The sequence below is a fragment of the Natronolimnobius sp. AArcel1 genome (genome assembly GCF_011043775.1).
Classification (GTDB): Archaea; Halobacteriota; Halobacteria; order Halobacteriales; family Natrialbaceae; genus Natronolimnobius.
Map to the genome: position 1 here is coordinate 1 of NZ_JAAKXY010000003.1, position 24463 is coordinate 24463.

The window sequence follows — 24463 nt, forward strand, 5'->3', positions numbered from 1 at the left end:
CATACACACGGTTGGAGACACCGATTACGGTATCTTGGACGGATGTCCAAGGCTCGGAAGACTAGGTCTTCCGGTGTACTGACGGTTCGATTCCGTCGATCGGCGTTTGGCGGCCAGAGCGGCGAGGCACCTCCCGTACCCATCCCGAACACGGCAGATAAGCTCGCCTGCGTATCGGCAATTACTGGAGTGGGCGACCCTCTGGGAACGTTGATTCGCCGCCCCATTCATACTTCATTTACGCTTCGTGAGCCATCGCGCTGGCTCGCGGAGCGTTTTGTATTTCTTCCTGACTTCGTTCAGAATCATCAGAACGCGTCGCTCAGAGGAGTAATATCGCCCGGAACACTAACGTCCAGCCTCATCCCGTGGCGGCATGCCGCGTCAGCTGGCTAACCCTCGTGCCGGGCACTATATTGCGTGCCCGGGTTCGCCGTACTGTCATCGCACCCAGGTGGGTACACTCGGACGGGGACTAAAGGCACGCACTTGCCCTAACAGTTGCTTGTGTTTAAACGTTTGTAGCGCCCACTATGTGGGTAATTGACCTGATCGCACAAAGGAACACGCACGACGATGGCAATACAGTATTACTGCTCCGTTTGGACGCTTTCGCTGTTATCTTCGGACTCGGTAAACCGTGGCTGAATGCTATACCGGAAGTAGCCTGTCCAAAAGAGTGCGAACACCAATCCAAGCCCAAGTATCACGAATCGATCCTCGATGTTATACAGAATTGGTACGTAGGCTGCAGTCAGTACAACCGCGTAGTTGTAGAACAAGACTGCGACGTCGTCCATACTGATATCCATACCGTGGTCTCGTATCCAGAGGTGTTAAATATCGGTGGTTCGATCGATTACGATGGCCGTTTTGAAAAACCGGGATTCGATCCCAACGTTACAGTGTTTTGTAGTTGTTCGCGATCTGTGGACAGTTGCTCGAGGTCTCCGAGATTGAAGCGGCTGTGGTCTCAGTAGAGGTACTGCTCTTCGGTGAGTTGAACGTACTTACCGTTTCGGAACTGGTGCTTGCGTTTCTTGTACCTTGCGAGGATTTTCATGGCGTCAATACCGGCAGAGTATTTTTTCGAGATGAGCGCGTTATCGTCGCTGTCGCCTTGCATGTTGGAAACGACATCGAACGCCCAATCCCAGTCGTCGGGCTGATACTCTTTAACAATCGCAGCAAAGGAGACGTTACGCAGGATTTCGTCACCGATGGCACGTTTCCAGACATCGTTGTAGTGTTCGAGTGAGTCGGTTGCGGCGAGTCGGCCGGCGATCTTGCCGGTGCGGACGGCGACGTGGTAGCCGCCTTCGTGGAAGGCAGAAGTGGTACCCATTGCGCCGCCGGCGACAGCGATGTTTGCGCCGACGGGGGAGTCGATTGGTCGGGTTGAAGAGATTGGATAGGTTTCGGTTCCCTTGGATTTGCCGCGGTCTTCGACGATTGGGATGTCCGCTTCGATATTGTATTCGTCGCCGTACTCAAGTTCGAGTAGACGGCGGATGTACTCAGAGCCGGAGGGGATACGGTCGTCCTCAGGCTCGAGGAGGGCGTAGGCCGCAGGATTTTCGACGTCCTCGAGGTCCATGCCGATTGGCATGGTGAGGCCGACGCGGGCGACTGTGCCGTCGTTTGGGAAGATCCATGGGTAGGCGGTTTCGCCGGGCATGTAGCCCCACCAGAACTTGAGAACGTCTTTGAACTCGTCGAACAGTTCGGGTGGGAACTCGCGGTACTCTTGGTAGGCGATGTGGTTTGCCTCGGGTGGCGAGAGGTGATCGGAGACGCTGCGGCCGGGGGCGGTGAACTGGTCGAGTGCGTCGAGGGTGATTCGACGCTGTGGACCGTCGGCGAGGATAACGTATTGGGCTTCGAGTTGGTCGCCGTTCGACAGCGTCAGCGTGTGGGTAGGTCCCTGCGGGCTGTCGGCTCGGAGATCAGTCTCAAGGTCGGAGACGCCGGTGCCGACGCGCAGGTCCGCGCCCGCGTCGGTCGCGCGCTCGTGAAGCCAGTCGTCCATCCGGGTTCGGTGGAATGTGTAGCCGAACTTCGGATAGGTGGCGTCCATTCCCGTTGTCCTCATCGTGACGGCGCTGTTCGGGCCGACAAAGTCAGTTCCTTTGAGTTCCCGGTGGATCACTTCGTCGGGGATTTCCCGGTAGTCGAAGTCCATGATGTCGATCCAGTAGTCGAGCATGCCAGCGGCATCGGTCGAGTCGGGGCCGAGTCCGTCTCGGTCCTCCCGCGGCACGCCCTGCTCGAAAAGCACGGTCTCTGCGCCGTGGGATGCGGCCCGTTCGGCTGCGGTTGCACCCGCGGGCCCACCGCCGACGATTGCGACATCAACGCGTTCCATACTCCCTTGGCACTCAGCCACCCGTATTAAACCGCATGAAATTCCCGCCGGGACGAACGCTTTTGGGACTGCCTCTCGAGCAGACGAATATGAGCGAGGGCAACACCGACGAGTTCGATGTTCTGGTGCTTCGAAAGGGGACACACGGCATTCCAATCGAACAGTACGCGGCCACACTGCGTGAGCGGCTACCGGACCGAACCGTTAGACTGGCGCGCACGCCAGCCCAAGAGCGTGCATTGATCGAAGACGCTGAGTTCGTCACCGGCATGCTCCTCGAGGATGGCGTCCTCGAGGCCGCCGCGAATCTTAAGCTCTTTGCCTGTGCGTACGCGGGCACGGGACACCTCCCGATGGATCAACTCGAGGAGCGCGACGTTGCGGTGACAAACGCCTCAGGGGTTCATGGCCCCAATATCGGCGAGCACGTACTGGGTGCAATGCTTCACTTTACGCGCCGGTTCCACGTCGGCCAACGCCAGCAAGCGCGCCGGGAGTGGCGCCACTATCAGGCCCATGAACTGCAGGGATCGACAGTGACAATCGTCGGCTTGGGCGCAATTGGGCAAGCAATTACGGAGCGTCTCGAGCCGTTTGGCGTAGACACGATTGGCGTCCGGTACACGCCTGAGAAAGGTGGGCCAACGGACGAGGTGATCGGCTTCGACGGCGATGCGTTCCACGAGGCGCTCGCCCGGACGGACTACCTCGTGCTCGCGTGTCCGCTGACGGAGACGACGCGCGGACTGGTGGGCCGCGAGGAGTTGTTGACCATCGACCCCGAGGCCGTCTTGGTTAACATCGCGCGCGGGCCAGTCGTCGATACCGATGCACTGCTCGAGGCACTTCGCGGGAATCAGATTCGTGGGGCGTCACTCGACGTGACCGATCCCGAGCCACTACCCGAGGATCACCCGTTGTGGAACTTCGGGAACGTCCAGATTACGCCACACAACGCGGGCCACACGCCGAAGTACTACGACCGTCTGGCCGACATCGTCGCCGAAAACGTCGAGCGGTTCGATGCGGGAGACGGCGCTGAGCTCCGCAATCAGGTGCTGTAAGCGCCGCGAGGAGTCCGGTCCAGCCTGCCGATACCCACCGTATTTTTTCGTTGCGGTCACGCAGTAGGCGTATGGACACACACTCGAGTCTCCACGTCAACCGCGGGGCGCGAACTCGTTCGACAACTGACGGGCAAACGGAGGGCACCCAATGACGCTAACGTTCGATGGCACGGTGCTCGTTCCCGTCGCTGACCCCGACGACAGTGAGCGAACGGCCACTGCACTCGCACCGCATCTCGAGGCCGGGAGCACGGCCATCATCGTCAACGTGATCGAGAAAGCAGGGGGTGCGCCTGATAAGGCACCGATGGACCAGCGCGAGAAGTACGCCAACGAAATGTTCGAACGCGCGCATGGGGCGCTCGAAGACTCTCCGGCGACGGTTGAGACGGACATTCTCTACGGAACCGATGTCGTCGAGCGCACGTTCGCGGAAGCCCAGGATTGCAACGCCGATGCCGTCGTCTTCACTGCTCGAGAGGGTAATCGCATCGCTGAACTGCTGACTGGTGACGTCGCTCGACGCATGGTCAAAGAAGCATCCGTGCCGGTTGTCGCACTGGCCCAGGCGTAGGTCGCCTATTTCGATTCGCCGAAGGCAGGTTGTGAACCGAGTCTGTTGGCGAGGAGATGGCGGAGTCCAACGACAAGGCCGTGATCCGGCCCGCTCGCCCACAGCGCAGTCTCTTCGATGTGATCAGATTGTGTCGAGTTCGTAACGCCACTGACAAGCACTGCCTGTCGGTCAGCCATGACCATGCGGCCGAGTCGCTTTTCTTTGAGTTCCGCTGGATCTGCTGCGAACTCAGTATTCCTCACGTGGGACGTCGGCACCGCCTCGCGGATTGTCTCTTCGGCTGCTACCGATGAAACTTCGACGAAAACGTTGACGCCGCGGTCGCTGGCTGAGGCGAGTGAATCGACAAATGAGTGGTCGAACGTCGTCTCGTCCGCAGCGAGCACGTAGACTTCCTCGGTCGCCTCATCGAGAAATGATTCGACTCTGTCGCTGACGTGGTCGTGATCGGCGATTGCCCACGCGCCTCGCTCGTCGAGGTCACTCGATTGCTGGATGTTCGAAAGCGCCTCGTCGGTCGCCTCGAGCGTGTCTGTGTACTTGTTTCGGAGTGTCTCGAGAGCGGCGTCCGTTGAAATAGCGCGATACTCACGTGGATCTGATTGCTGGATGTCGACCAGTCCGCGCCGATGGAGTCGTTCGACGGCGTCGTACACCCGCGAGCGTGGGACATCAGACAGCGTCGAAACCGTGGATGCGGTTGCTGTTGATACCCGTGAGAGCGCGACGAAACACCGCGCCTCATACTCGGTTAATCCCAACTCGATCAGGAGCTGCACCGCCTGCTCCGCTGTGGGCATAGACGAATATGGGCGAATCGAGTACTGGGCGTTCGGCTTGCAAGTGTCGGACCTTGGGTTCCCCTCGGCTCTATACGCCGCGGTCGCTTTCTGTCTCGTCGAGTGTGACGGTATTCTGCTCGAGGTCGAACTCGAGGAGCCCGGCTTCGACCAGTTTCGGGACGTGGTGATGGCGAAGCGAGATGCGGATGCGGCGGTTGGTGCCCACAAGGGCGTCACCACAGGCCGCAAGTGCCCCACGATCGCCTGCGTGGTCCGTCGACAGGAGGTGGTCTGCAAGGTCGGCGATTGGGACTGGCTCCGTCTCGGCTCGCGTCGAGAGATACTCGAGGATAGCGCGCCGGCGTGGATCATTGGCGGCGTCGACTCCGTGCGTATTCGATGTCGACTCGTCTGTCGATTCGCCTCGAGCGTCGTCAGATGTCGTAGAGACGGGCGTCAGCGATTCGGGATCGCTCACTACGGGGAGCATACCTGCTGTTGGGAGTGACTCGGTATGTGCTCCCTGCCAAATAATGCAGGATCGATTTGGGTGACTATCCGGATACAGAACTGATCGAAAACGGTCTCGAGCGACTACAGGTAGCCGTTCTCGAGCAGGAGTTCGCCGTTCAGGACGCTTGCACCGGCTGCACCGCGAATCGTGTTGTGGGCAAGGCAGTTGTACTGGAGTCCGAACGGGGTTTCCTGCAGGCCGCCTGCAGAGATGGCCATGCCATCGCCGAGCGTGCGGTCCATCCGTGGCTGTGGCCGATCTGGCTCGTCAAAGACGTGGATGAGTGGATCCGGCGAGGACCGAAGCTCGAGGGATGGGTACGACTCCATCGCTTCGGCGGCGGCCTCGGGCGTCAGGTCGTCTTCGGTCTCGACCCAGACGTTCTCGAGGTGGCCGTCGATAGTCGAGATGCGGTTACACGACGCGGAGACGGCCATGCTGTTCTGGCTCAACTCGGCGCCGTCGAACTCGCCGAGGAGCTTCCGGGACTCGGTCTCGAGTTTGTCCTCCTCGCTGCCGATGTGTGGGATGGCGTTGTCGATGATCTCCATCGAGGTGACGCCGTCGTAGCCCGCACCCGAGACTGCCTGCAGCGTCGAGACGTGGACTTTCTCGAGGCCGTACTCGGCGAGTGCAGCGAGCGTTGGTACGAACGTGATCGTCGAACAGTTTGGATTCTTCACGAGCGCGCCGTCCCAGCCGCGTTCGTCGCGCTGGACCTCGAGCAAGTCGAGGTGGTCGGCGTTGACCTCGGGGATGACAAGGGGGACGTCCTCGGCCATCCGACTGTTTGAGGAGTTCGACGAGACGATGTAGCCGGCTTCACAGAAGCCAGGTTCGACTTCCGCGCCAACGCTCGAGGGGAGCGACGAGAAGATGAGATCGACGTCGTCCGGCACGGCGTCGGGATCGGTTGCGGTCACAGTCATCTCTGCGATGTCGTCAGGGATTGGGCTATCAACGCGCCACTTTGCTGCTTGCTGGTACGTACTGCCGGCACTCGACTCGCTGGCGGTCAGGGCGGCGATTTCGAACTCCGGATGTGGTTCGAGAAGCTGTATCAGCCGCTGTCCAACAGCGCCGGTTGCGCCGAGTACGCCTACTCGTGCTGCCATTTCCCGTCAGTGAGAGTTGTGTCCGCAAAACGGTTTGGGTTTCAGTCTCATTCGCATGATCGACCATGTAAGTGGGTGGCTGTCGACTGCGTGACACGGCGACCCTGTTACGACCGCTGAGATAGAAGAGATTAAGAAAACAGAGTCGCACATACCGACTAATGCAGTCACGTCAGATCCGATCCGAGACCGGTTCCGGAGCGTTTGTCCCGACCACCCGTCGACGGTCGGCGTCCACGCTTGCCAGTCGATCGACCGACAACCCGGCGGAGGGGCGCCGATGACGAACGCAACCGCCGAATCGAGCGAGAGTGGCCTGTTCGATTCGACGTTCAGTATCGGCGCGTTTGCCGTTGCTGGCGTGTTTCTCCTCGTTGGTCTGTTCCTCGCGTGGACAGGCTACCAGGACAACCAACTGCTGGTAGTCGGTACGGAGATGAATATTGTCTCCGGCATGGCTGGCTTGATGGCCACCTGGTTCGCTGGTATCATTGCGCTTGTCATCGCGATCTACATGGAACCCGGTTTCGACCAGTAGTCCGCGGTGGCCGCCCTAACCGAACTATCGTCTCATCACTGTTACCGGAAACTGCGTTCTGCCCAGCCACCGCTTGAGAGCGGTGACTGTGTCATCAGTCCGCCACTGTCGTCACTATCGGGGAGTGAGTGCAGTTGAGTAACGAGTGTCTTATGCCGTCGCTGCCTGCGACCCCTTCTTCCGGGTGACGTAGCCTGCGATTCGGTTACGAACGCCCTTGGATTCGACGTTCGTCAACTTCTCGACGCTGTCTTTGTTCTGCTCGAAGTCGGTCGTGAATGCGTCCGGGTACCGCTCTAGGAGGAGGTTCCCGGTCTTCTTGACGTAGGCCGGTTTGATTGCCATACAGAACGGTTCCGTCCAGAGGCTCTTAATCCCTTTCTCTTTGTCTGCGCCACATCACTCGCCCTCGAGTGGTGTTTGTTCGCCGCTTCCAACAGCTTGTCCGGACAGGAATATCTTTCTCGAGTCAAATACTGAGTTTCAGTTTCAACCGAGAGCCTAAAATGATGAGGTTGAAAGATACAATTTAAATAGGAGTGATTAGCAAGCAGAAGTGATGGTATTACATTTCAAGGAAGCAACGAGCGTGTATCGGAAGACGATGCCGTACGTGCTCTTGCAGTTCGGCATTGGGGTCGTATTCGCACTGATTGGGGTCATTTATCTCAGTCTCGTGACGTGGTTAGCCTTTAGGTTCTTCTTTGGAGATGGTGGTCTGAGCCTGCTCATCGTTGGAGGGATAATGGTAGCCGGCTTCGTCTCGTTTGCGTACGTTTGGCGATTGATCCAACAGCACTTCCTGTATATGGTGAAAACAGGACACGTTGCGGTCATCGCACACATTGTCGACGAAGAAGAGGTTCCGGAGAACCAGATCAAATACGGCATGCAACAGGTCCAGGAGTACTTCCTGTCGGCAACCGGCCTCTGGACGGTCAGCATGCTTGTTGACGTCGTGGTCAAGCAGTTCAATACGGCGGTTGCACGGGTCGAAGATATGATTCCGCTTACGATTCCACCACAGTTACGAACGCTCATTGCAATCGTCCAAAAATCGATTGCGCTTGCAGCTCGCTATCTCGATAACGCGATCATTGCGTACATGTTCGTCGATCGTAACGAGAACCGCTGGGAATCGGCACGCGACGGCCTCGTCCTGTACGGCAAGACCTGGAAAATGGTGCTTGGCTCGACGTTGGTCATCGTCCTTGGGATGTACGTCCTCTCGTTCGTCCTCCTATCGATGCTCGCGCCAGTCGCCGTCGCGATTGATTTCTTGCCAGGATCGCTTCAGATCATTTCGTGGCTGTTCGTCGCCGGTATGGTCGCCGTTGTCCACACTGGCATCGTCAAGCCGTGGGTGAAGACAGTCGTTATCACCACCTTCCTCATCGAACAGCGCGATAAGACGCCAGACAGCAAAACGATGGGCTGGCTCGAGGAAAAATCTCCAAAGTTCTCTGAGCTACAAGAGAAAGCAGCGAACAACGCGCCACTTGGCGATGACCAGTCGGACCACGACACACCAGCTGAGACGCCCGACCCGGCTGACTGAGGCGGTTAGTAATGAAACACATCTCGTTCGTTGGTGGCCGTCACCGGCTCTCGAAGTACTATTCACCAGTTCAATTTTTCACGGCTGGCTGCTGTCACTGTTCACCACTCGGTGTGTTCACGCACCCGCTCGAGAGCGGCCCGCTCGCGAGGGCTGCCAGCCCGGTCGATGACTGATTCGAAAAACTCGAGCCGGTCCCGCAGTTCGGTGTCGTCGTAGCCGGCCACACCGAGTCTTGAGGCGGCGACGGTCGCCTCGATGACGGCACCGAAGCCGCGGGAAATCGTCGGCACGGTTTCGCGTTCGACGCCCGCTTCGAGCGGATGAAGTTGCCACTGTTCCCACTCGGTGCCGTCCTCGATACCGCTGTCGACGAGTTCGACGGCGACGCGGGTCCAGGCAGCGGCGTGCTCGAGGACTGGCTCCTCGTACTCACTGATCGAGAGCGCGGCGTCGACGAACGTGAGGGGGTCGTCGACGAACTGGATGTAGCCCTCACCCTCGCGGTGGAAGTTGCGTCGGGTGCGGGTGTTGCCCCAGGTTGTGGCGGTCGCGGGGTTGTTGTCGTCGCCGGCGAAAACGCCGAGCGCCGCGGCGTTCCACCGGTCGTTCGGACCGCGCGTCGTGACGACGGTTTCGGTGACGCCCGTGAGGTCGACAGGCCAGTCGGCGGTCGAAGCCGGAGTGGCTGGCTCGTCGGTCATACCTCAATCTCCCCGTGCTCGAGTGCGATGAACAGTCCGGCGGCGGTCACGTCCGCGGTCGTTCCGGGGTTGACACCGCGCTCGACGAGTTCGTCCGCGAAGGTTTCGACGGCCTCGTGGTCGTCCTCGAGTGCGTTGGTGTCGTGCAATTCAGCCGCGCGGTCGGTGATGTTTTGGGCGATGTCCTCACCATGACGCTTCGCGACGAGCGTATCGGGGCGCTCTGCGAGCAAGGACAGAAACACTGCTGCGGCGCGCTCGAGTGGAGTGCCGTCAGCCTCGGCCAACCGCTTCGCAGCGCGAAAGGAGCGCTCGAAGCCAGTGACCCACTCGCGGGCCACGTCATCGCCGGGGACACTGCGCTCCATCACGTCGAACAGGGTAAGCCCGCGCTCCTCGAGCGTTGGGACGGCGTCGCCGCCGCGGCGGACATCCAGCGGTGCCATGTCCTCGGGCGGGTCGGACACGAAGACGTCGACGTGTTCGAACGCGCGATAGAAGTTTGCGGCGTCGGCGACGGTCGTCTCCTCGAGGACGGATTCGACGACCGGCTGGGAAAGGTCCTTACGCGCAGCGCGCACGAGGGGGGTGAGCAACAACAGCGCACCGAACTGCGTGTTCCCGCCGCCTTGGGCGGCCATTCCTTCGACCGCGCGCTCGAACGCCGCACCGACGGCTGCGCCCTCGGCTGCCATCTCGAGGCCGCGCTCGGTGCCGACGGTGCCTGCGAGAAAGTGATCGAATCGGAGGTCTGGAAGGTCTCGATGGCGGTCGACGTTGCCGGGCTTGGGCGTCCCTGCGACCTCGAGCAAGAGCGCCACTCGTGCGTTCTGGGCTGGCGTACGCGCTGGCATTCGTATACACTCACTGGGGGCCGGGCGGGCTTAGGCGTACGGTTCGCGACGAGATGGGATCACCACCCCTAAACCGTCCGTTCCCTAACTGCCGTCGATGACTGACACGGAGTCGGGAGCCGACTGGGCGTTGCCCGACGACCTCGAGGCCGTTCAGACGGCGCTGATCGAGTGGTACGAGGGCGACCATCGCGACTTTCCGTGGCGACGGACCGAAGATCCCTACGAGATTCTCGTCAGCGAGGTGATGAGCCAGCAGACCCAACTCGGGCGCGTCGTCGAAGCCTGGGAGGAGTTTACCGACCGCTGGCCGACGACGGCGGCACTCGCCGAGGCTGATCGAGCGGACGTGGTTGGGTTCTGGACCGACCACAGTCTCGGCTACAACAATCGGGCAAAGTATCTCCATGAGTCGGCAACACAGGTCGAACAGGAGTACGACGGCGAGTTTCCGACCACGCCCGAGGAACTGCAGGAACTGATGGGCGTTGGTCCCTACACCGCCAACGCAGTCGCGAGTTTCGCGTTCAACAACGGCAACGCAGTCGTCGATACGAACGTCAAGCGCGTCGTCTACCGCGCGTTCTCCGTTCCGGACGACGACGCAGCGTTCGAGGAGGCCGCTGCGAATCTCATGCCCGACGACGAGTCACGCGTCTGGAACAACGCCATCATGGAACTGGGTGGCGTCGCCTGCGAGCAAACCCCTAACTGCGACGAAGCGGGCTGCCCGTGGCGCGAGTGGTGTGACGCCTACGCGAGCGGCGACTTTACAGCCCCCGACGTGCCGACCCAGCCGAGTTTCGAGGGCAGCCGTCGCCAGTTCCGCGGACGCGTCATCGGCACGCTTCGCGAGTACGACGAACTCGAGATCGACACACTCGGCCACCGAATCCGCGTCGATTACACACCCGACGGGGAGTACGGCCGCGAGTGGCTCACCGGCTTGCTCTCAGATCTCGATGATGACGGATTAGTCGACCTCGAGACGGAGACGGAAGGCGAGCCAGTTGCGCGGCTTCGTCGATAGGGCACTCTACAATTGGTTTCGGGACTACTCGACGGTGACCGTCACCGTCACATCTGCCCCGTTAGCCAGCGCGTCGACGAGGTCTCGGTCGAATCCCTCGGCAGCGAACTCGGCCTCGAGCATGATCGTTCGGTCGTCGACGTACTCGCTGGTTCGGCCGACGGCGCTTCGCTCGTTCGTGAACTCGAGCGCTGGATCACCGCGTCCGGTGACGGAATCCGAGTGGCCGTTGGCCTCAAGTTTGACTGTGATCGTCGCGTCTTCGTCCTGACAGGCTGCCACGAACTCGGGATCGAAGTCTGTTGGTGCGCGATCCGCCTCGATGGCGAGAATGCAGTCTCCAGCGGGCGTGAGGTAGTCGTCGGTCGTCACTTCGAACGTGCTCGCGTGCTCGGCACTGACGTGCTCGTGGCCGCGAGCGTGGATGATCTCGTGCACGTCTGGCGGTTCGTGGCTGGGCGGAAAACGGACTCGAAGTTGGCCGGCGAGCTATTGCGGGCGTAACACCCATAATGGGTAGTTGACTATAATCGGTAGTGGCTGTCTGGAATTGGAGGGTGTCTTCAACCGCCGCAAAGCGGTCTATCGCCCTTCTTGGCTGGTTGTTCGTCTTTTTCGCCGTGGGACGAGCGGGGCTACGACTCGAGCAGGGCGCGGCCATTGGAGAAATTATCGTCGTCACCCTGCTGATTGCCGTCCCTGGGACTGTACTCGTCGCCGAACGCTACTGGTTCTCGACAGTAGCGGTCGACGCTCGGTTTTACGCCGACGTCCTCCGCTGGTGTCTCGCGGGACTCGGGTTCATGGCGAGTATCCTGCTCTTGTATCAGGTCCAACCACACACCAGCGTCGCCTCCCCGATGACGTCTCCCCCCATCCTGCTGGCGCTCAGCACCGTCGCCGGGTTCGTCGTGGGCCTTCACGACGGACGCGCCAGAACTCGAGCGTATCAGCTAACACAGCGAAACAGCGAACTCGAGCGGACACAGACAGAACTCGAGGAGACGGTCGCGGAACTCGAAGCGTCGAACGAGCGCCTCGAGCGCTACAGGCGCTACACCGACGACGTACTGAACACCATACAGGACATCTTTTACGTGCTCACTGACGACGGGACTCTCCTACGATGGAATCGAACGCTCGAGGAGGTGACCGGCTACTCGGATGCAGAAATGTCGTCGCTACGTCTCTCGACGGTTGTCGTCGACGACGATCAGGCTGCCGTCGAAGCGGCGATCACAGAGGGGTTCGACACGGGTCGCGTCCAGGTCAACGCGCGGGTGCGAACCAGTGACGGCGAGTACGTTCCCTACGAGTTCACCGGCTCGACGCTGGAGACGCCAGACGGTGAGCCAGTCATCGCCGGTGTTGGGCGTGACATCTCTGACAGAAAAGCGCGGGAACGCGCCCTCGAGGAGTCGAAAGAACGGTATCGGGTCCTCATCGAGAACTTCCCGAACGGTGCCGTTGCGCTAATCGACGACGAGTTCCGTCACACGATTGTCGGGGGGCAAGGCTTCGAAACGTTGGATTTCGACGCCGACGAACTCAGAGGGAAACGCATCGAGGAGGTGTATTCACCGCCGGTCCTCGAACAGCTCGAGGCGAACTTTCAGGCCTCGCTTGCGGGCGAGTCGCGGACGTTCGAACTCGAGTTACAGGATCACATGTTTGAGTTCCGGACGATTCCGTTGACGACCGACGACGGCGAGGTCTTTGCCACGTTGGCGATGTCACAGGATATCACCGAGCGCAAGGTTCGTGAACGAGAACTCGAGCGCCGAGAACGGCGGTTTGAAGCGATCTTTAACGATCCGAATATTCTCGTCGGCTTGCTCGAACCTGATGGCACCGTCCTCGACATCAACCAGCGAGCGATGGAGTACATCGACACGGATCTTGCAGACGTCATCGGCGAGCCGTTTTGGGAGACGCCATGGTGGGGTGCAGACGACGGTGGGGAGTCGGCGTCGGCTGGGAGCGTACAGGCAGCTGTCGAGCAATGGACAAAGCGCGCAGCGGCCGGCGAGTACGTCGATTTCGAAGCCGACCTCGCGCAACCGAACGGTGACGAATACACACTCAGTGGCTACTTCAGACCAGTCACAAACGATGACGGGGATGTCGTTTCGATCATCGTCTCCGATCGTGACGTGACCGAGCGCAAGGAACGCGAACGCGAACTCGAGCGCCGGGCGCACCAGCAACAGGTCGTCGCTGACCTCGGCCAGTTCGCCCTCGAGACTGACGACCTTGATGACCTCATGGACGAGGCGAGTCGAAAGGTGGCTGACGTGCTCGACAACGAGTACTGCAAGGTCCTCGATCTGGACGAGAAACAGGAGCAACTCCTGTTGCGCCAGGGCGTCGGCTGGCAAGATGGACTCGTCGGCGATGCGGCGGTCTCTGCCACTGAATCGGACTCGCAAGCTGCCTATACACTGGCGAACAACCACCCAATCGTTGTCGAGGACCTCGAGACCGAGACGCGCTTTAACGGCCCCGACCTGCTGCGAAATCACGGCGTTCGGTCCGGAATCAGCACCGTTATCGGCCCGTTCAACGAGCCGTGGGGAATTCTCGGCACGCATGACACCGAGTCCCATTCGTACACAGAAGAGGACGTCACGTTCGTCCAGACCGTCGCGAACGTCCTCGCCGAGGCGATTGAGCGCCACCAGTACCGGGTTGAACTCGAGGAACTCATTGCCGATCTCGAGGAGTCGAACGTCCGTCTCGAGGAGTCGAACCGCCGCTTAGAGCAGTTCGCGTACGCGGCCAGTCACGACCTGCAGGAGCCACTCCGGATGGTCTCGTCGTATATTCAGTTGATCGAGCGCCGCTACGGGGACGAATTGGACGAAGAGGGACGGGAGTTTCTCGAGTTCGCGGTCGACGGCGCCGAGCGGATGCGCGAGATGATCACGGGCTTGCTGCAGTACTCTCGCGTCGAGACGCAAGGTGGCGAGTTCGAGCCGGTCGATCTCGACGGTGTACTCGCGGACGTCCGTGACGATCTACAGGTTCGAACCGCCGAAACTGGCGCCGAGATCACTGCCAACTCACTGCCGCGGGTTCGTGGCGACAGCGATCAGCTCCGACAGGTATTCCAGAACTTGCTGTCGAATTCGATCAGGTACAGCGGCGATGAGACGCCACGGGTTCACGTCTCCGCCGAGCGAAACGGGACGATGTGGACGATTTCGGTCGCCGACGAGGGGGTCGGCATCGCCCCCGACGATCAGGAACTGATTTTCGAGATCTTCGAAGGGCTTCACGTCGACAACGAGTACGCGGGAACGGGGATCGGACTCGCGGTCTGTGAACGGATTATCGAGCGCCACGGCGGCGACATCTGGGTCGAGTCGATCGTCGGCGAGGGCGCAACGTTTTCGTTTACCCTGCCGGCGATTACCGACGCTGACTGACCGCTACATCACTCGCTGGCGGGTACTGTCTGACGTCGGCGTAACCGGTTTGACTGCACGTTACTGCGCCCGAACGTCGTGTCCAGCGGGACGTTTATCCCGCTTACTCACTAGCACGTGGACATGAACGCGCGAGCGGATGCGGACGATGACGACGGTCCCGTCTGGACGGGGATCGACGATGAGGTCGCACTCCGCCGATACCGAACGCTCGTCGAGACGATAGACGACGGCGTCTGTCAGGTCGATGCTGACGGCCACTTCGTTGCCGTCAACGACAGACTCGTCGAAATGACGGGGTACTCGCCCGATGACCTCCTCGGATCGTCCACCTCGGTGCTTCTCGCGGACGACGACGTCAATGCGATCCGGCAGGAACTCGAGGCCTACTACCGGACCGGCGACACCCTCCCCACGTTCGAACTCGCCATCAAAACGGTCACCGGCGAGACCGTCCCCTGTGAACTCCGCCTTCATCCGCTCGTTGACGACGGTGAACTGCAGGGTACAATCGCTATTGCACACGAACGCTCCCCAAAGCGGCGACTCGAGTCGCTCGATACAGCTGCGACCGAGTCACGAGAGCCGCCGTACGCTCCCCTCGAGAGCATCCTCGATCAGGCGAACGTCGCTGCGTTCGTCCTCAACGAGTCGTTCGAGGTTGCGTGGCTCGACGAGACGACTGAACGGTACTTCGGCATTGATTGTGACGAGATCATCGGCTGCGACAAGCGGACGCTGATCGAGGAGACGGTGAAACACCGGTTCGATGACCCAGACCGCTTCGCGGAGACTGTCCTCTCGACGTACGAGAGTAACGATCACATCGAGCGATTCGAGTGTCACATCACGGACGGCGACGACCGCGAGGAGCGCTGGGTTGAACACTACAGCGCGCCGGTCGAGTCGGGTGCGTACGCGGGCGGTCGACTCGAGTTCTACTACGACGTTACCGACAGAGTGTACTCGGAAGGGGCGAAACGAAAAACCGAAGCGCAGTTTCAGTCACTGATCGACGCCGTCGAGGAGTACGCAATCTTTCGGCTCGATCCAGACGGCTGCGTCGTCAGTTGGAACGACGGCGCAAATCAGATCAAAGGCTACACCGCCGACGAAATCATCGGCGAGCACTTTTCGACGTTCTACACACAACAGGATAGAGCGGCAGACGTCCCCGAACAGAACCTCGAGGAGGCCCTTGAGTCTGGATCACTCGAGGACGAAGGCTGGCGCGTGAGGGCGGACGGGAGCCGTTTCTGGGCGGATGCGACGATAACGCCTATCCACGATGAGGACGGGACTCACCGCGGCTACCTGAAGGTCACTCGCGACATGACCGATCGGTACGAGCGCGAGCAAGATCTCGAGAACGAACTGCAGCGCATCTTCGGGCGGATCGCTGATGGCTTCTACGCACTCGATGAAGACTGGCAGTTCACGCACGTCAACGACCGAGCCACGCAGATCCTCGAGGTAGGGGAAGACGATCTGCTCGGCGAGAGCATGTGGGACGCCTTCCCAGAGTTTCGTGAGACCGAGTTCGAGATGCACTATCGCGAGGCGATGGAGACACAAGAGTCGGTCTCGTTCGAGGAGTACTATCCGCCACGCGACAGCTGGTTCGAGGTCAACGTATATCCCTCCGAGACGGGACTGTCGGTCTACTTTCGGGATATCACGGACCGCGTCGAACGCGAACGCGAGCTCGAACTGTTTCGGGAACTGCTCAACCACTCCAACGACAGCGTGTTTGTGATCGACCCTGACAGCGGTCGCTTCCTGGATGTCAACGATACCGCCTGTCACCAGCACGGCTACGCTCGAGATGAACTCCTCGAGCTATCCGTTCCCGATATCGAGACGGAACTGCCGACACAGGATGCATGGGAGTCGTTCGCCGAGACGGTTCAAGCGGACGGGCCAGCGACCTTCGACGGCGAACACCGCCGACAGGACGGCACCACGTTTCCGGTCGAGGTCAACGCCTCCTACGTCGACCTCGAGCAGACGTACATCCTCGCGATGGTCCGAGACGTCACCGAACGACGCCAGCGCGAACGAAAACTCGAGGAGTCAGAGCGCCGATACCGAACGCTTGCCGAGAACTTCCCGAACGGCATCGTGACGATGTTCGACGAGGACGGCCGGTACTCGCTCGCCGCAGGGCAGGCGTTCGACGAGCTGCCAGTGTCGCCGGACGACGTCGAGGGATCGATGGCCAGCGAGGTGTGGCCCGACCGGCCTGCGGAAAAACTCGAGTCCGCGTTCTGTGACACACTCGAGGGCGACCAACGAGTGGTCGACGTCGAGTACGCCGGCCGGGAGTGGGTCGTTCGCATCGTGCCATTGACCGACGACAGTGGGGTGGTTTTCGGTGGGATGACCATCGCGCAGGATATTACCGCTCGGAAAGAACGCGAGCGCGCACTCGCAGATAGCAAGCGTCGGTACCAGACGCTCGTCGATCACTTCCCGAACGGTGCCGTCGGGCTCTTTGACGACGAGTTGCGGTATACAATCGTCGGTGGCAGCCTGCTCGACGAACTCGGTCTCGAGGCCGAGTCGATCATTGGGGACCGAATCTACGACCGATATCCCGACGATATCGTTGGCGAGTACGTCTCATACGCCGAGGCAGTCTTCGATGGTGAAGCGAGCACGTTTGAACTCGAGTATCACGACAGGGATCTCTTTGCGCATGCACTTCCCGTCAGAAACGCCGACGACGAGGTCTACGCTGGCATGCTGTTAGTCCAGGACGTTACCGAGCAGCGGGAATACGAGCGGAAACTCGAGCGCTCGAACGAACGGCTCGAACAGTTCGCCTACGCCGTCTCGCACGACTTACAGGAGCCGTTACGGATGGTGTCTTCGTATCTCGGACTCATCGAGAACCGATACGCAGACGAACTTGACGACGATGCCGAGGAGTTCATCGACTTCGCCGTCGACGGCGCTGATCGGATGCGCGAAATGATCGACGCGTTGCTCGCGTACTCCCGTGTTGAAACGCAAGGCAACCCGCTCGAGCCGGTCGATCTCGATGCCGTCCTCGAGAACGTACTCGCGGATCTACGGCTCCGGATCGAAGAAACGAACGCCGAGATCGACGTCGACACTGCCGAACTGCCACACGTTGTGGGAGATGCCAGTCAACTCCGGCAAGTCTTCCAGAACCTGCTCGACAACGCACTCGAGTACAGCGATGGTCGGCCGCAAGTGACCGTTGACGCCGAACGAAACGGCGATTGGTGGACGATCTCGGTCCGTGACGAGGGAATCGGCATCGATCCCGACAATCAGGAGCGCATCTTCGAGGTCTTCGAACGGCTCCACAGCCGTGACCAACACGAGGGAACGGGGATCGGACTGGCGCTCTGTCGGCGAATCATCGAGCGCCACGGCGGCGATATCCGGGTCGACTCCGAACGCGGCGAGGGAACGACGTTCTCATTTACGCTGCCGGCTGTCGACGACGGGACAGAGGCCGAGAACTGATCTCTCGGTCGCAGTGGTTTCTGTCAGTGCAGGTTCGCTACGGCCTGTGAGACATGCTGGAAAACAGGTACAACAGCTCTCTTCCTTGAGTCAAACGAGCCGAAAACGAATCGAACTCGAGGCCTACACTAAGCTTGCGCCGTCGAACTCGCCACGACTGTAGTCGACATCGAGAAGGTCGAGAATCGTCGGCGTGATGTCGAACAGATCGGCGTCGCCAATCGTCGCGTCGGCGTGGTCGATGTACAGCGAGGTGTTGTCGAAGCTGTGCATGCCGTTTCGTGGGCCGGTCGTGAAGATATCCGAGTCGGCCTTGAAGCCCGATTTGAGGTCGAAGCCCTTGTTCGGAATTGCGACCAGATCCGGGGCGATATCGTCGTGGTCGCCGCGGAATGCTTCTTCTTTCTCGACGACGCGTTCGACGACCTGGTTGCCGTCTGGCCCCTCGAGTTCGAGCAGGTCGGCTTTGAGCTCGTCGCGGACTTCGTCGTACTCGTCTTCGGGGACGGACCCGCGTGGCTCGCGTCCCTCGAGGTTGATGTAGAATCGGCCGGGGATGAACGAGTAGGCTTTCGTGTCGTCGGCAATGTCGCCCAGTTCCTCGGGGTCGTCGTCCTGGAAGGAGAGCCAACCCTCTTGTCGGAGCCACTCGTTGAAGTGGACCTCGTAGTCCAGACTCGTAAAGCCGTGATCCGAGGCGACGACCATGGTGACGTCATCCGGCAGCGCCTCGCGCAGGCGGCCGATGTAGTCGTCGACCTTCTGGTAGAACTCGATAAAGTCGTCTTTGTACTCGCCGTCGCGCTCGTAGTCTTTGAACAGGAAATGATTGACCCGGTCGGTCGTCATGAAGACGCCGAAAAAGAGGTCCCAGTCGTCTTCTTCGATATAGTGTCGAAACGCCTCGAATCGGGCGTCAATGGTGTCGTGTGCGTCCTCGATGAAGTCGGCCTTATCCTGCTCGTGGCCGAGTTTTGGATTCACGTCGATCCGGTACTCCAGCCCCTCGAGGTACTCGCCGACTGATTCGGGGTGGGACGCTTTCTCGAGATCGGGTGAGAGAAAGCCAGAGACCATCCGCTGGACGTTTCGCTGTGGGGGGAAGGTAACGGGAACGTTCATCACGGTTGCCTTCCGGCCCTCTTCCTGTACGCGATCCCAGACGCGGTCGGCTTGGACCTCTCGACCCATCGGAACGTAGGTGTCGTACGTGCCGACTTCTCGGTCCTGAAAGCCATACACGCCCGTTTCCCCGGGGTTGACCCCAGTCGTCAGCGATGGCCAGCAGGCGCTTGACTCCGGCGGGACGATACTCGAGATCTCGCCAGCGGTCCCGTTGTCGGCGATTGCTGCGAAGTTTGGGAACAACTCTTCGTTCTCCGCGAGGAGACTGTACGGCACGCCATCGACTCCAATAAATGCGACGCGGGGTGCGCCATCGCCCCGCAATCGATCGAACAGACCCATAGCCGGTGGTAGTCCGACCGGATACAAGAAGGTTCGTTTCGAGACATACTTTTGAGAACGCATGAACGTGCCCGTGGGGTCGCACTCATCTTACCGGCACGGGCTCGAGACGGCGTCTCGGGGTGAACCTAGCCGCGTCCAGTTCGTGGGTGCAGTCACTCCTCGGTGTCGTCCCCGTCCGCGTCTGCGTCCGCATCCGGGTCGAAGTTAGTGGGGACGACCGTCAGGTGGGCAAGTCCAACGCCAGCGTCGGACGGCTCACGGGGTTCGTCGGCGGGGGGAGTGGATGCTGCCATAACAGTTCACGAAACGACACCACGCCCAATAAAATTACCCATGCTCATAATGCATCGGCGATGGGGCGCTGGATAACCGTGGGGTATCCCGGTGATTGGCGGTCACCTTTATTAGGCGATACGGGAGTGTCTTTCGTACCGAAAATCGCCGCCGGACGACGCCGGGACAGTGGGGATGTCACTCGAGATGCACGGACTAACCGTCACCCTCCAGAAAGGAGGCGTTGGCAAGACAACGATTGCAACGACTCTAGCTGAGCGACTCGCGGCTCGTGGTCACGACGTATTGCTCGTCGATCTCGACCCGCAAGGCAGCGCAACCGAAGCACTCGGCTGTGGTGATGCCTACGCCGCACAAACGCATCTTCAACACCTCCTCGAGCCGGATAATTCGACGACAGCGCCGGATCTCGTTCACACGGAGACGGGTTCATGGGGTGTCGACCTCGTGCCGTCGAACGCGGCGTTACACCAGACCGGTGCGATGATTCAGACGACGGACAACGGCGAGGCACTGCTTCACAACGAACTCGTCCAGCCGCTTGCAGACGAGTACGACTGGCTCATCTGTGACTCACCGCCGACGATCGGCCCGCTCGCTACCGCGGCACTCGTCGCGACGCGTCGCGTTCTCTTTCCGATACAGCTATCGAAGCCAAGCGCCGACGCGCTCGTCCGCACGGTCACCAACCAGCTCTTTCCGCTGAACAACCGCCTGCCCGACCCAATCGAGATCCTCGCAATCGTCCCGAACCGCGTCAAAGGCGACAACGAAGAAAAGCGCGTCCTCGAGGCACTCGAGGACAGTCAGTTCGAGCAGTATCTTCCGGACTTTGCCCGCTCGAGTCACATCGATCGTGCAGACTCACCGGGGCCGGGCATCCGCGAGCGAATCGCGTTCCGGCGTGCGTATCGCGATGGAGTTTCACTGGCGACACACGACAGCAGTGTCGACATGCTCGAGCGATTCGACTCGCTGGCAGAACTGGCGGAGACGGCGGTCGAAACCGAGACGATGAAAGGTGACTTCCGTTCGAAACGACCCGTCGAGTGACGAGTTACTGGAAGTTCTCTTCGTAGAGATCCTGTGCGTGTTCAATCGCGTCGTATGCAGCCTGTTTATCTTCCCAACCGAGGGTTTCCACTTCTTTGCCTTCCTCTAAGTTCTTGTAGGTCGTGAAGAACTCGTCGATCTCCTCACGCTGCTGTTGGGTAATGTCCTCGAGGTCGTCGATGTGATCGAAGCGTGGGTCCTCGCTCGGCACAGCGATGACTTTGTCGTCTTGCTCGCCGTCGTCGTCCATCTTCATCAGGGCGACGGGACGGGCTTCGATGACACAGCCAGGGAACGTCTGGTCCTCGACGAGGACGAGCACGTCGAATGGGTCCTCGTCGTCGTAGTACGACTGCGGGATAAAGCCGTAGTCGCTTGGATAATGGACGTTACTGTGTAGCACACGATCGAGGACAACGCCGGGAACGTCCTTGTCGTATTCGTATTTGTTTCGCTCACCTTTGAGACATTCGACGACAGCATAGATCTCTTCAGGCGGATTCGGTCCAGTCTCGAGGTCTTCCCAGAGATTGACCATGTACCTGAGAGTCCACGGTCGATCAAAAAGTACTTTCGTAATCGTGTGTCATGTGCAAACGACGGCTACCAGACAGCCGATGGACACGAATTGCACACGCGATTCGGTCGATCCGACTCCGTCGGATAACGACGTGCCAACACCACCACATCGAATAGTTGGCAAGTCTTAAATAGTCTGGTGACATTTACACAGGTATGTCAGAGGCACAATCAATCACCGGCGAACAGGGTATCGCACGCGAACTGACCGCGTTCCAGACGAACATCCTCACCATCCTCGCAAAGGAGCCAATGTACGGATTGGCTATCAAGCGAGAACTCGAGGAGTACTACGGAACCGAAGTCAATCACGGCCGACTCTACCCCAACCTCGACGAACTCGTCGAGCTTGGACTGGTCGAAAAAAGCGAACTTGACAAACGAACGAACCAGTACTCGCTGACCGACGACGGCTACGAGGCCGTCCTTGACGGCGTCCGCTGGACGCTCTCGAAGGTCGTCACGGGCGACGACCGTGCTGATGAGATCAGCGACATCATCGACGACAGCTACGACAACTAAGAGCGCGACGACGCAGACGATGGCCGGTCGTATTCGGGCACCGATTCATCTGCTGCGTCGTACGTGAGTCGGATCGACTCGTCGATCGCGGCTCGTTGTTCTTCTGAGGGCCAGGCGTTACGAACGAAGTACTCCGTCCGAAACTCGGATAGCTCCAGTCCTGTCAAATACTCGAGTGGTTTTGCGTAGTGATTACCGAGAAAGTCTGCGAGCGTGTCGGCATTGTCGCCGTGAACGTCACCGTAGGCCTCGCGTACTCGGTCAGCTAGGTCGCGATTGTGGGCATCCACTGCAGCCCAGTCGTCGGGATCTTCTGTCCCCTCGAGTTGAATCTCCACGGCGCGTGAGATGTCGTTGATTCGGTCGGTTCTGATGACGCCGTTTTCGTCATCATGCCATTCCTCGGGGTGGCACACGAGTGTTGCATCGTCTTCCTTACGAATTCGCGAGGTGAAGTCGTACTCCGCGAGGAGTTCTTCGCGCCGGTCGGCGTAGGCTGTGGCCTCGTTGTCGTCGACGGCTGCGCGCTCGAGGTGTGTGAGTCGCTCGGCTTCGTCGACGACTTCAGCAGGGAGTTCGTTGTCGGCGTTGGCGTCGGCATCTCCATCCGCATGGTCAGCGTCGGCTGCTGGGTGGTCACCACCGGTGTCGTCGGTCTCGTGGCTCGGATCGCTCATACACGAGACTACGGCTGGAACGGTTTTGCCCTTGCTGATCTCCGTCGGTGAGCCAAGAGTGTCGCGACCCACTCAGAGCTGATCCATCGCCTCATTCGCCAACTCGTCTGCGCGGTCGTTGACCTCACGCGGGACGTGCTCGATCGTCCACTCCTCGAACGCAGAAAGGAGTTCGTGGACCGTGACACGCTTTTCGCGTAGCTCCGGGTTGTTAGTGTTGTACTCGCCGCGAACCTGCTTGACGATGAGCTCAGAGTCACCACGAACGTGGAGTTCGTCAAACCCGTAGTCGCGCGCAGCCTCGAGGGCGGCGATCAGTGCTTCGTACTCGGCTTGATTGTTCGTCGCGCGCCCGATCGTATCGCTGCCCTCTGCGACGATGCCGTCGCTCGAGACCAGCAGCCAGCCGATGCCGGCGGGTCCTGGATTCCCGCGCGATCCCCCGTCGAAATAAGCGTACGCACGGCCGCTGCCCTCTCGGAGCAACGCTTCGAGTCGGTGTGGGCTCGCGCCCTGGATGACGACTTTGTTGTCGTAGGCGACCGCTGTCGCGCCAGCGTGGCTCGCTCGCCAGCGCTCGTGATCCGTATTTCCGGACTCGACATCGACTCCGGCCTCCTCGAGGCGGGTTCGCGCTGTCCCAACGTCGCATTCGATAACCGGCATTCGTTCCTGTGGTCGGCCAGTTCCGGATAAAGGTTTTCCGGTTCAAGATAGTAAATACACCGGTTGAGTCCGTAATGCGGCTGAATTCGGCCGATTCGGTTCCCCCTCTGAAAACACCGGCGAAAGGTTCATATACTGTGGTGATACTACTATAAAAGTGCGATGACACGGTCCACCCGCCAGCGGGAGCGAACGCGTGAGACGGACGAGACCGAGGATCAGGAAGGGGTGCGTGCCTGTCCCGAGTGTGAATCGGACAATCTCGTCAAGGACTCTGACCGGGGTGAGCTCATCTGTGAAGATTGTGGGCTCGTCGTGGAGGAAGAGAAAATCGATCCAGGCCCTGAGTGGCGAGCGTTTAACCACCAGGAACGCCAGGAGAAGTCTCGTGTCGGTGCCCCGACGACACAGACGATGCACGATAAGGGGTTGACGACGACGATTGACTGGAAGGACAAAGACGCCTACGGGCGCTCTATCTCCTCGAAAAAGCGCAGTCAGATGCACCGGCTGCGCAAGTGGCAAGAACGCATCCGAACGAAAGACGCCGGCGAGCGAAACCTGCAGTTTGCCCTTTCCGAAATCGACCGGATGGCATCTGCACTCGGCGTTCCGCGGTCAGTCCGGGAAGTCGCGTCGGTCATCTATCGACGCGCGCTCAAAGAAGACCTCATCCGCGGGCGCTCTATCGAAGGTGTCGCAACGTCGGCACTCTATGCTGCCTGTCGGAAAGAGGGCATTCCGCGCAGTCTCGAGGAAATTTCGGAAGTCTCACGTGTTGAACGCAAAGAGATCGGTCGAACGTATCGGTACATCTCGCAGGAACTCGGCCTCGAGATGCGACCCGTCGACCCGAAAAAATACGTCCCGCGCTTCTGTTCTGAACTCGAACTGTCCGAAGAAGTCCAGACCAAAGCCAACGAGATCATCGAGAAGACGGCTGAGGAAGGACTGCTCTCGGGCAAGTCCCCGACCGGATACGCCGCGGCGGCGATCTACGCTGCCTCGTTGCTCTGTAACGAGAAAAAGACACAGCGTGAAGTCGCTGACGTCGCGCAGGTAACCGAAGTGACGATCCGGAATCGGTATCAAGAACAGATCGAAGCGATGGGCATTCACGGCTAACACCGTCCGCTCACGCCGTATTTTTATGCGCTCTGTCGCGGATGAGT

24 protein-coding genes and 1 rRNA gene are annotated in these 24463 nt (G+C 60.0%); 11 read left to right on the top strand and 14 right to left on the bottom strand.

Features of this window, described 5'->3' with window-relative positions:
* Nucleotides 1–105 precede the first annotated feature (105 nt).
* Nucleotides 106–227 (top strand): 5S ribosomal RNA (gene rrf, locus G6M89_RS08165).
* A gap of 363 nt (nt 228–590) precedes the next feature.
* On the opposite strand, the gene G6M89_RS08170 is transcribed toward rrf, so the two are convergent.
* Both G6M89_RS08170 and G6M89_RS08175 read right to left on the bottom strand, forming a co-directional pair.
* A complete protein-coding gene (locus G6M89_RS08170) occupies nt 591–812 on the bottom strand; it encodes a hypothetical protein (RefSeq protein WP_165161328.1) in 222 nt (73 codons plus the stop codon).
* Between the two features lie 161 nt (nt 813–973).
* Nucleotides 974–2365 (bottom strand): NAD(P)/FAD-dependent oxidoreductase, encoded by a 1392-nt coding sequence (locus G6M89_RS08175; protein WP_165161329.1) that lies wholly within the window; start codon nt 2363–2365, stop codon nt 974–976.
* A gap of 89 nt (nt 2366–2454) precedes the next feature.
* On the opposite strand from G6M89_RS08175, the gene G6M89_RS08180 reads away from it, so the two are divergent.
* Entirely contained in the window at nt 2455–3429 is a 975-nt protein-coding gene (locus tag G6M89_RS08180; protein ID WP_165161330.1) for a D-2-hydroxyacid dehydrogenase, read from the top strand.
* Nucleotides 3430–3580: 151 nt separating this feature from the next.
* A complete protein-coding gene (locus G6M89_RS08185) occupies nt 3581–4006 on the top strand; it encodes a universal stress protein (RefSeq protein ID WP_165161331.1) in 426 nt (141 codons plus the stop codon).
* 5 nt (nt 4007–4011) lie between these two features.
* On the opposite strand, the gene G6M89_RS08190 is transcribed toward G6M89_RS08185, so the two are convergent.
* The 3 genes from G6M89_RS08190 to asd all read right to left on the bottom strand — a co-directional run bounded on the left by G6M89_RS08190 (nt 4012) and on the right by asd (nt 6420).
* On the bottom strand, nt 4012–4809 hold the full coding sequence (locus tag G6M89_RS08190; RefSeq protein WP_165161332.1) for a TrmB family transcriptional regulator: 798 nt from the start codon (nt 4807–4809) through the stop codon (nt 4012–4014).
* Nucleotides 4810–4879: 70 nt separating this feature from the next.
* Nucleotides 4880–5281, bottom strand: coding sequence for an ArsR family transcriptional regulator (locus G6M89_RS08195; protein ID WP_165161333.1), 402 nt, complete (start codon nt 5279–5281; stop codon nt 4880–4882).
* A gap of 104 nt (nt 5282–5385) precedes the next feature.
* A complete protein-coding gene (asd, locus tag G6M89_RS08200; RefSeq protein ID WP_165161334.1) occupies nt 5386–6420 on the bottom strand; it encodes an aspartate-semialdehyde dehydrogenase in 1035 nt (344 codons plus the stop codon).
* A gap of 280 nt (nt 6421–6700) precedes the next feature.
* Between asd and G6M89_RS08205 the strand changes: the two genes are divergently transcribed.
* Nucleotides 6701–6958 (top strand): hypothetical protein, encoded by a 258-nt coding sequence (locus G6M89_RS08205; RefSeq protein ID WP_165161335.1) that lies wholly within the window; start codon nt 6701–6703, stop codon nt 6956–6958.
* A gap of 150 nt (nt 6959–7108) precedes the next feature.
* Here G6M89_RS08205 and G6M89_RS08210 read toward each other — a convergent pair whose 3' ends face one another.
* Nucleotides 7109–7303, bottom strand: a complete 195-nt coding sequence (locus G6M89_RS08210) for a 30S ribosomal protein S17e (RefSeq protein ID WP_165161336.1) — start codon at nt 7301–7303, stop codon at nt 7109–7111.
* A gap of 214 nt (nt 7304–7517) precedes the next feature.
* Between G6M89_RS08210 and G6M89_RS08215 the strand changes: the two genes are divergently transcribed.
* Nucleotides 7518–8516, top strand: a complete 999-nt coding sequence (locus tag G6M89_RS08215; RefSeq protein ID WP_165161337.1) for a hypothetical protein — start codon at nt 7518–7520, stop codon at nt 8514–8516.
* A gap of 101 nt (nt 8517–8617) precedes the next feature.
* On the opposite strand, the gene G6M89_RS08220 is transcribed toward G6M89_RS08215, so the two are convergent.
* Both G6M89_RS08220 and G6M89_RS08225 read right to left on the bottom strand, forming a co-directional pair.
* Complete coding sequence (locus tag G6M89_RS08220) at nt 8618–9220, bottom strand: DUF447 domain-containing protein (RefSeq protein WP_165161338.1); 603 nt, start codon at nt 9218–9220, stop codon at nt 8618–8620.
* Nucleotides 9217–10074 carry a triphosphoribosyl-dephospho-CoA synthase gene (locus tag G6M89_RS08225; protein WP_165161339.1) on the bottom strand — a complete coding sequence of 286 codons (858 nt, stop codon included), beginning with the start codon at nt 10072–10074 and terminating at the stop codon, nt 9217–9219. Before G6M89_RS08225 ends, G6M89_RS08220 begins: the two co-directional genes overlap by 4 nt.
* Nucleotides 10075–10171: 97 nt before the next feature.
* Here G6M89_RS08225 and G6M89_RS08230 point away from each other — a divergent pair, with 97 nt between their 5' ends.
* A complete protein-coding gene (locus G6M89_RS08230; protein ID WP_165161340.1) occupies nt 10172–11104 on the top strand; it encodes an A/G-specific adenine glycosylase in 933 nt (310 codons plus the stop codon).
* Between the two features lie 24 nt (nt 11105–11128).
* Here the strand turns inward: G6M89_RS08230 and G6M89_RS08235 are convergent, their stop codons facing one another.
* The gene (locus tag G6M89_RS08235; protein ID WP_165161341.1) at nt 11129–11542 is read right to left on the bottom strand and encodes a DUF371 domain-containing protein; all 414 of its coding nucleotides are present in this window, start codon (nt 11540–11542) and stop codon (nt 11129–11131) included.
* A 98-nt stretch (nt 11543–11640) separates the two neighbouring features.
* Here G6M89_RS08235 and G6M89_RS08240 point away from each other — a divergent pair, with 98 nt between their 5' ends.
* Complete coding sequence (locus G6M89_RS08240; RefSeq protein ID WP_343162632.1) at nt 11641–14532, top strand: PAS domain-containing protein; 2892 nt, start codon at nt 11641–11643, stop codon at nt 14530–14532.
* A 123-nt stretch (nt 14533–14655) separates the two neighbouring features.
* Entirely contained in the window at nt 14656–18030 is a 3375-nt protein-coding gene (locus tag G6M89_RS08245) for a PAS domain S-box protein (RefSeq protein ID WP_165161342.1), read from the top strand.
* 123 nt (nt 18031–18153) lie between these two features.
* On the opposite strand, the gene G6M89_RS08250 is transcribed toward G6M89_RS08245, so the two are convergent.
* Together G6M89_RS08250 and G6M89_RS08255 are read right to left on the bottom strand one after the other, a co-directional pair.
* Nucleotides 18154–19497: an alkaline phosphatase family protein gene (locus G6M89_RS08250; RefSeq protein ID WP_165161343.1), complete on the bottom strand. Its 1344-nt coding sequence runs from the start codon at nt 19495–19497 to the stop codon at nt 18154–18156.
* A gap of 155 nt (nt 19498–19652) precedes the next feature.
* On the bottom strand, nt 19653–19793 hold the full coding sequence (locus G6M89_RS08255) for a hypothetical protein (protein WP_165161344.1): 141 nt from the start codon (nt 19791–19793) through the stop codon (nt 19653–19655).
* Nucleotides 19794–19968: 175 nt separating this feature from the next.
* Between G6M89_RS08255 and G6M89_RS08260 the strand changes: the two genes are divergently transcribed.
* Nucleotides 19969–20847 carry a ParA family protein gene (locus G6M89_RS08260; RefSeq protein ID WP_241175273.1) on the top strand — a complete coding sequence of 293 codons (879 nt, stop codon included), beginning with the start codon at nt 19969–19971 and terminating at the stop codon, nt 20845–20847.
* Nucleotides 20848–20851: 4 nt separating this feature from the next.
* On the opposite strand, the gene G6M89_RS08265 is transcribed toward G6M89_RS08260, so the two are convergent.
* Entirely contained in the window at nt 20852–21385 is a 534-nt protein-coding gene (locus G6M89_RS08265; protein ID WP_165161345.1) for an inorganic diphosphatase, read from the bottom strand.
* Between the two features lie 197 nt (nt 21386–21582).
* On the opposite strand from G6M89_RS08265, the gene G6M89_RS08270 reads away from it, so the two are divergent.
* Complete coding sequence (locus tag G6M89_RS08270) at nt 21583–21948, top strand: PadR family transcriptional regulator (RefSeq protein ID WP_165161346.1); 366 nt, start codon at nt 21583–21585, stop codon at nt 21946–21948.
* Here G6M89_RS08270 and G6M89_RS08275 read toward each other — a convergent pair.
* Together G6M89_RS08275 and rnhA are read right to left on the bottom strand one after the other, a co-directional pair.
* Nucleotides 21945–22625 carry a rnhA operon protein gene (locus tag G6M89_RS08275; RefSeq protein ID WP_165161347.1) on the bottom strand — a complete coding sequence of 227 codons (681 nt, stop codon included), beginning with the start codon at nt 22623–22625 and terminating at the stop codon, nt 21945–21947. The genes G6M89_RS08270 and G6M89_RS08275 overlap by 4 nt on opposite strands.
* A gap of 72 nt (nt 22626–22697) precedes the next feature.
* A complete protein-coding gene (gene rnhA, locus G6M89_RS08280; protein ID WP_165161348.1) occupies nt 22698–23291 on the bottom strand; it encodes a ribonuclease HI in 594 nt (197 codons plus the stop codon).
* 162 nt (nt 23292–23453) lie between these two features.
* On the opposite strand from rnhA, the gene G6M89_RS08285 reads away from it, so the two are divergent.
* A complete protein-coding gene (locus tag G6M89_RS08285; protein ID WP_006108914.1) occupies nt 23454–24416 on the top strand; it encodes a transcription initiation factor IIB family protein in 963 nt (320 codons plus the stop codon).
* The last annotated feature ends 47 nt before the right edge of the window (nt 24417–24463 follow it).

Bases quoted from the DNA above. Each gene is read 5' to 3' on its own strand.
- G6M89_RS08170 (WP_165161328.1), bottom strand. From the start codon at position 812: ATGGATATCAGTATGGACGACGTCGCAGTCTTGTTCTACAACTACGCG.
- G6M89_RS08175 (WP_165161329.1), bottom strand. From the start codon at position 2,365: ATGGAACGCGTTGATGTCGCAATCGTCGGCGGTGGGCCCGCGGGTGCA.
- G6M89_RS08180 (WP_165161330.1), top strand. From the start codon at position 2,455: ATGAGCGAGGGCAACACCGACGAGTTCGATGTTCTGGTGCTTCGAAAG.
- G6M89_RS08185 (WP_165161331.1), top strand. From the start codon at position 3,581: ATGACGCTAACGTTCGATGGCACGGTGCTCGTTCCCGTCGCTGACCCC.
- G6M89_RS08190 (WP_165161332.1), bottom strand. From the start codon at position 4,809: ATGCCCACAGCGGAGCAGGCGGTGCAGCTCCTGATCGAGTTGGGATTA.
- G6M89_RS08195 (WP_165161333.1), bottom strand. From the start codon at position 5,281: ATGCTCCCCGTAGTGAGCGATCCCGAATCGCTGACGCCCGTCTCTACG.
- asd (WP_165161334.1), bottom strand. From the start codon at position 6,420: ATGGCAGCACGAGTAGGCGTACTCGGCGCAACCGGCGCTGTTGGACAG.
- G6M89_RS08205 (WP_165161335.1), top strand. From the start codon at position 6,701: ATGACGAACGCAACCGCCGAATCGAGCGAGAGTGGCCTGTTCGATTCG.
- G6M89_RS08210 (WP_165161336.1), bottom strand. From the start codon at position 7,303: ATGGCAATCAAACCGGCCTACGTCAAGAAGACCGGGAACCTCCTCCTA.
- G6M89_RS08215 (WP_165161337.1), top strand. From the start codon at position 7,518: ATGGTATTACATTTCAAGGAAGCAACGAGCGTGTATCGGAAGACGATG.
- G6M89_RS08220 (WP_165161338.1), bottom strand. From the start codon at position 9,220: ATGACCGACGAGCCAGCCACTCCGGCTTCGACCGCCGACTGGCCTGTC.
- G6M89_RS08225 (WP_165161339.1), bottom strand. From the start codon at position 10,074: ATGCCAGCGCGTACGCCAGCCCAGAACGCACGAGTGGCGCTCTTGCTC.
- G6M89_RS08230 (WP_165161340.1), top strand. From the start codon at position 10,172: ATGACTGACACGGAGTCGGGAGCCGACTGGGCGTTGCCCGACGACCTC.
- G6M89_RS08245 (WP_165161342.1), top strand. From the start codon at position 14,656: ATGAACGCGCGAGCGGATGCGGACGATGACGACGGTCCCGTCTGGACG.
- G6M89_RS08250 (WP_165161343.1), bottom strand. From the start codon at position 19,497: ATGGGTCTGTTCGATCGATTGCGGGGCGATGGCGCACCCCGCGTCGCA.
- G6M89_RS08255 (WP_165161344.1), bottom strand. From the start codon at position 19,793: ATGGCAGCATCCACTCCCCCCGCCGACGAACCCCGTGAGCCGTCCGAC.
- G6M89_RS08260 (WP_241175273.1), top strand. From the start codon at position 19,969: ATGTCACTCGAGATGCACGGACTAACCGTCACCCTCCAGAAAGGAGGC.
- G6M89_RS08265 (WP_165161345.1), bottom strand. From the start codon at position 21,385: ATGGTCAATCTCTGGGAAGACCTCGAGACTGGACCGAATCCGCCTGAA.
- G6M89_RS08270 (WP_165161346.1), top strand. From the start codon at position 21,583: ATGTCAGAGGCACAATCAATCACCGGCGAACAGGGTATCGCACGCGAA.
- G6M89_RS08275 (WP_165161347.1), bottom strand. From the start codon at position 22,625: ATGAGCGATCCGAGCCACGAGACCGACGACACCGGTGGTGACCACCCA.
- rnhA (WP_165161348.1), bottom strand. From the start codon at position 23,291: ATGCCGGTTATCGAATGCGACGTTGGGACAGCGCGAACCCGCCTCGAG.
- G6M89_RS08285 (WP_006108914.1), top strand. From the start codon at position 23,454: ATGACACGGTCCACCCGCCAGCGGGAGCGAACGCGTGAGACGGACGAG.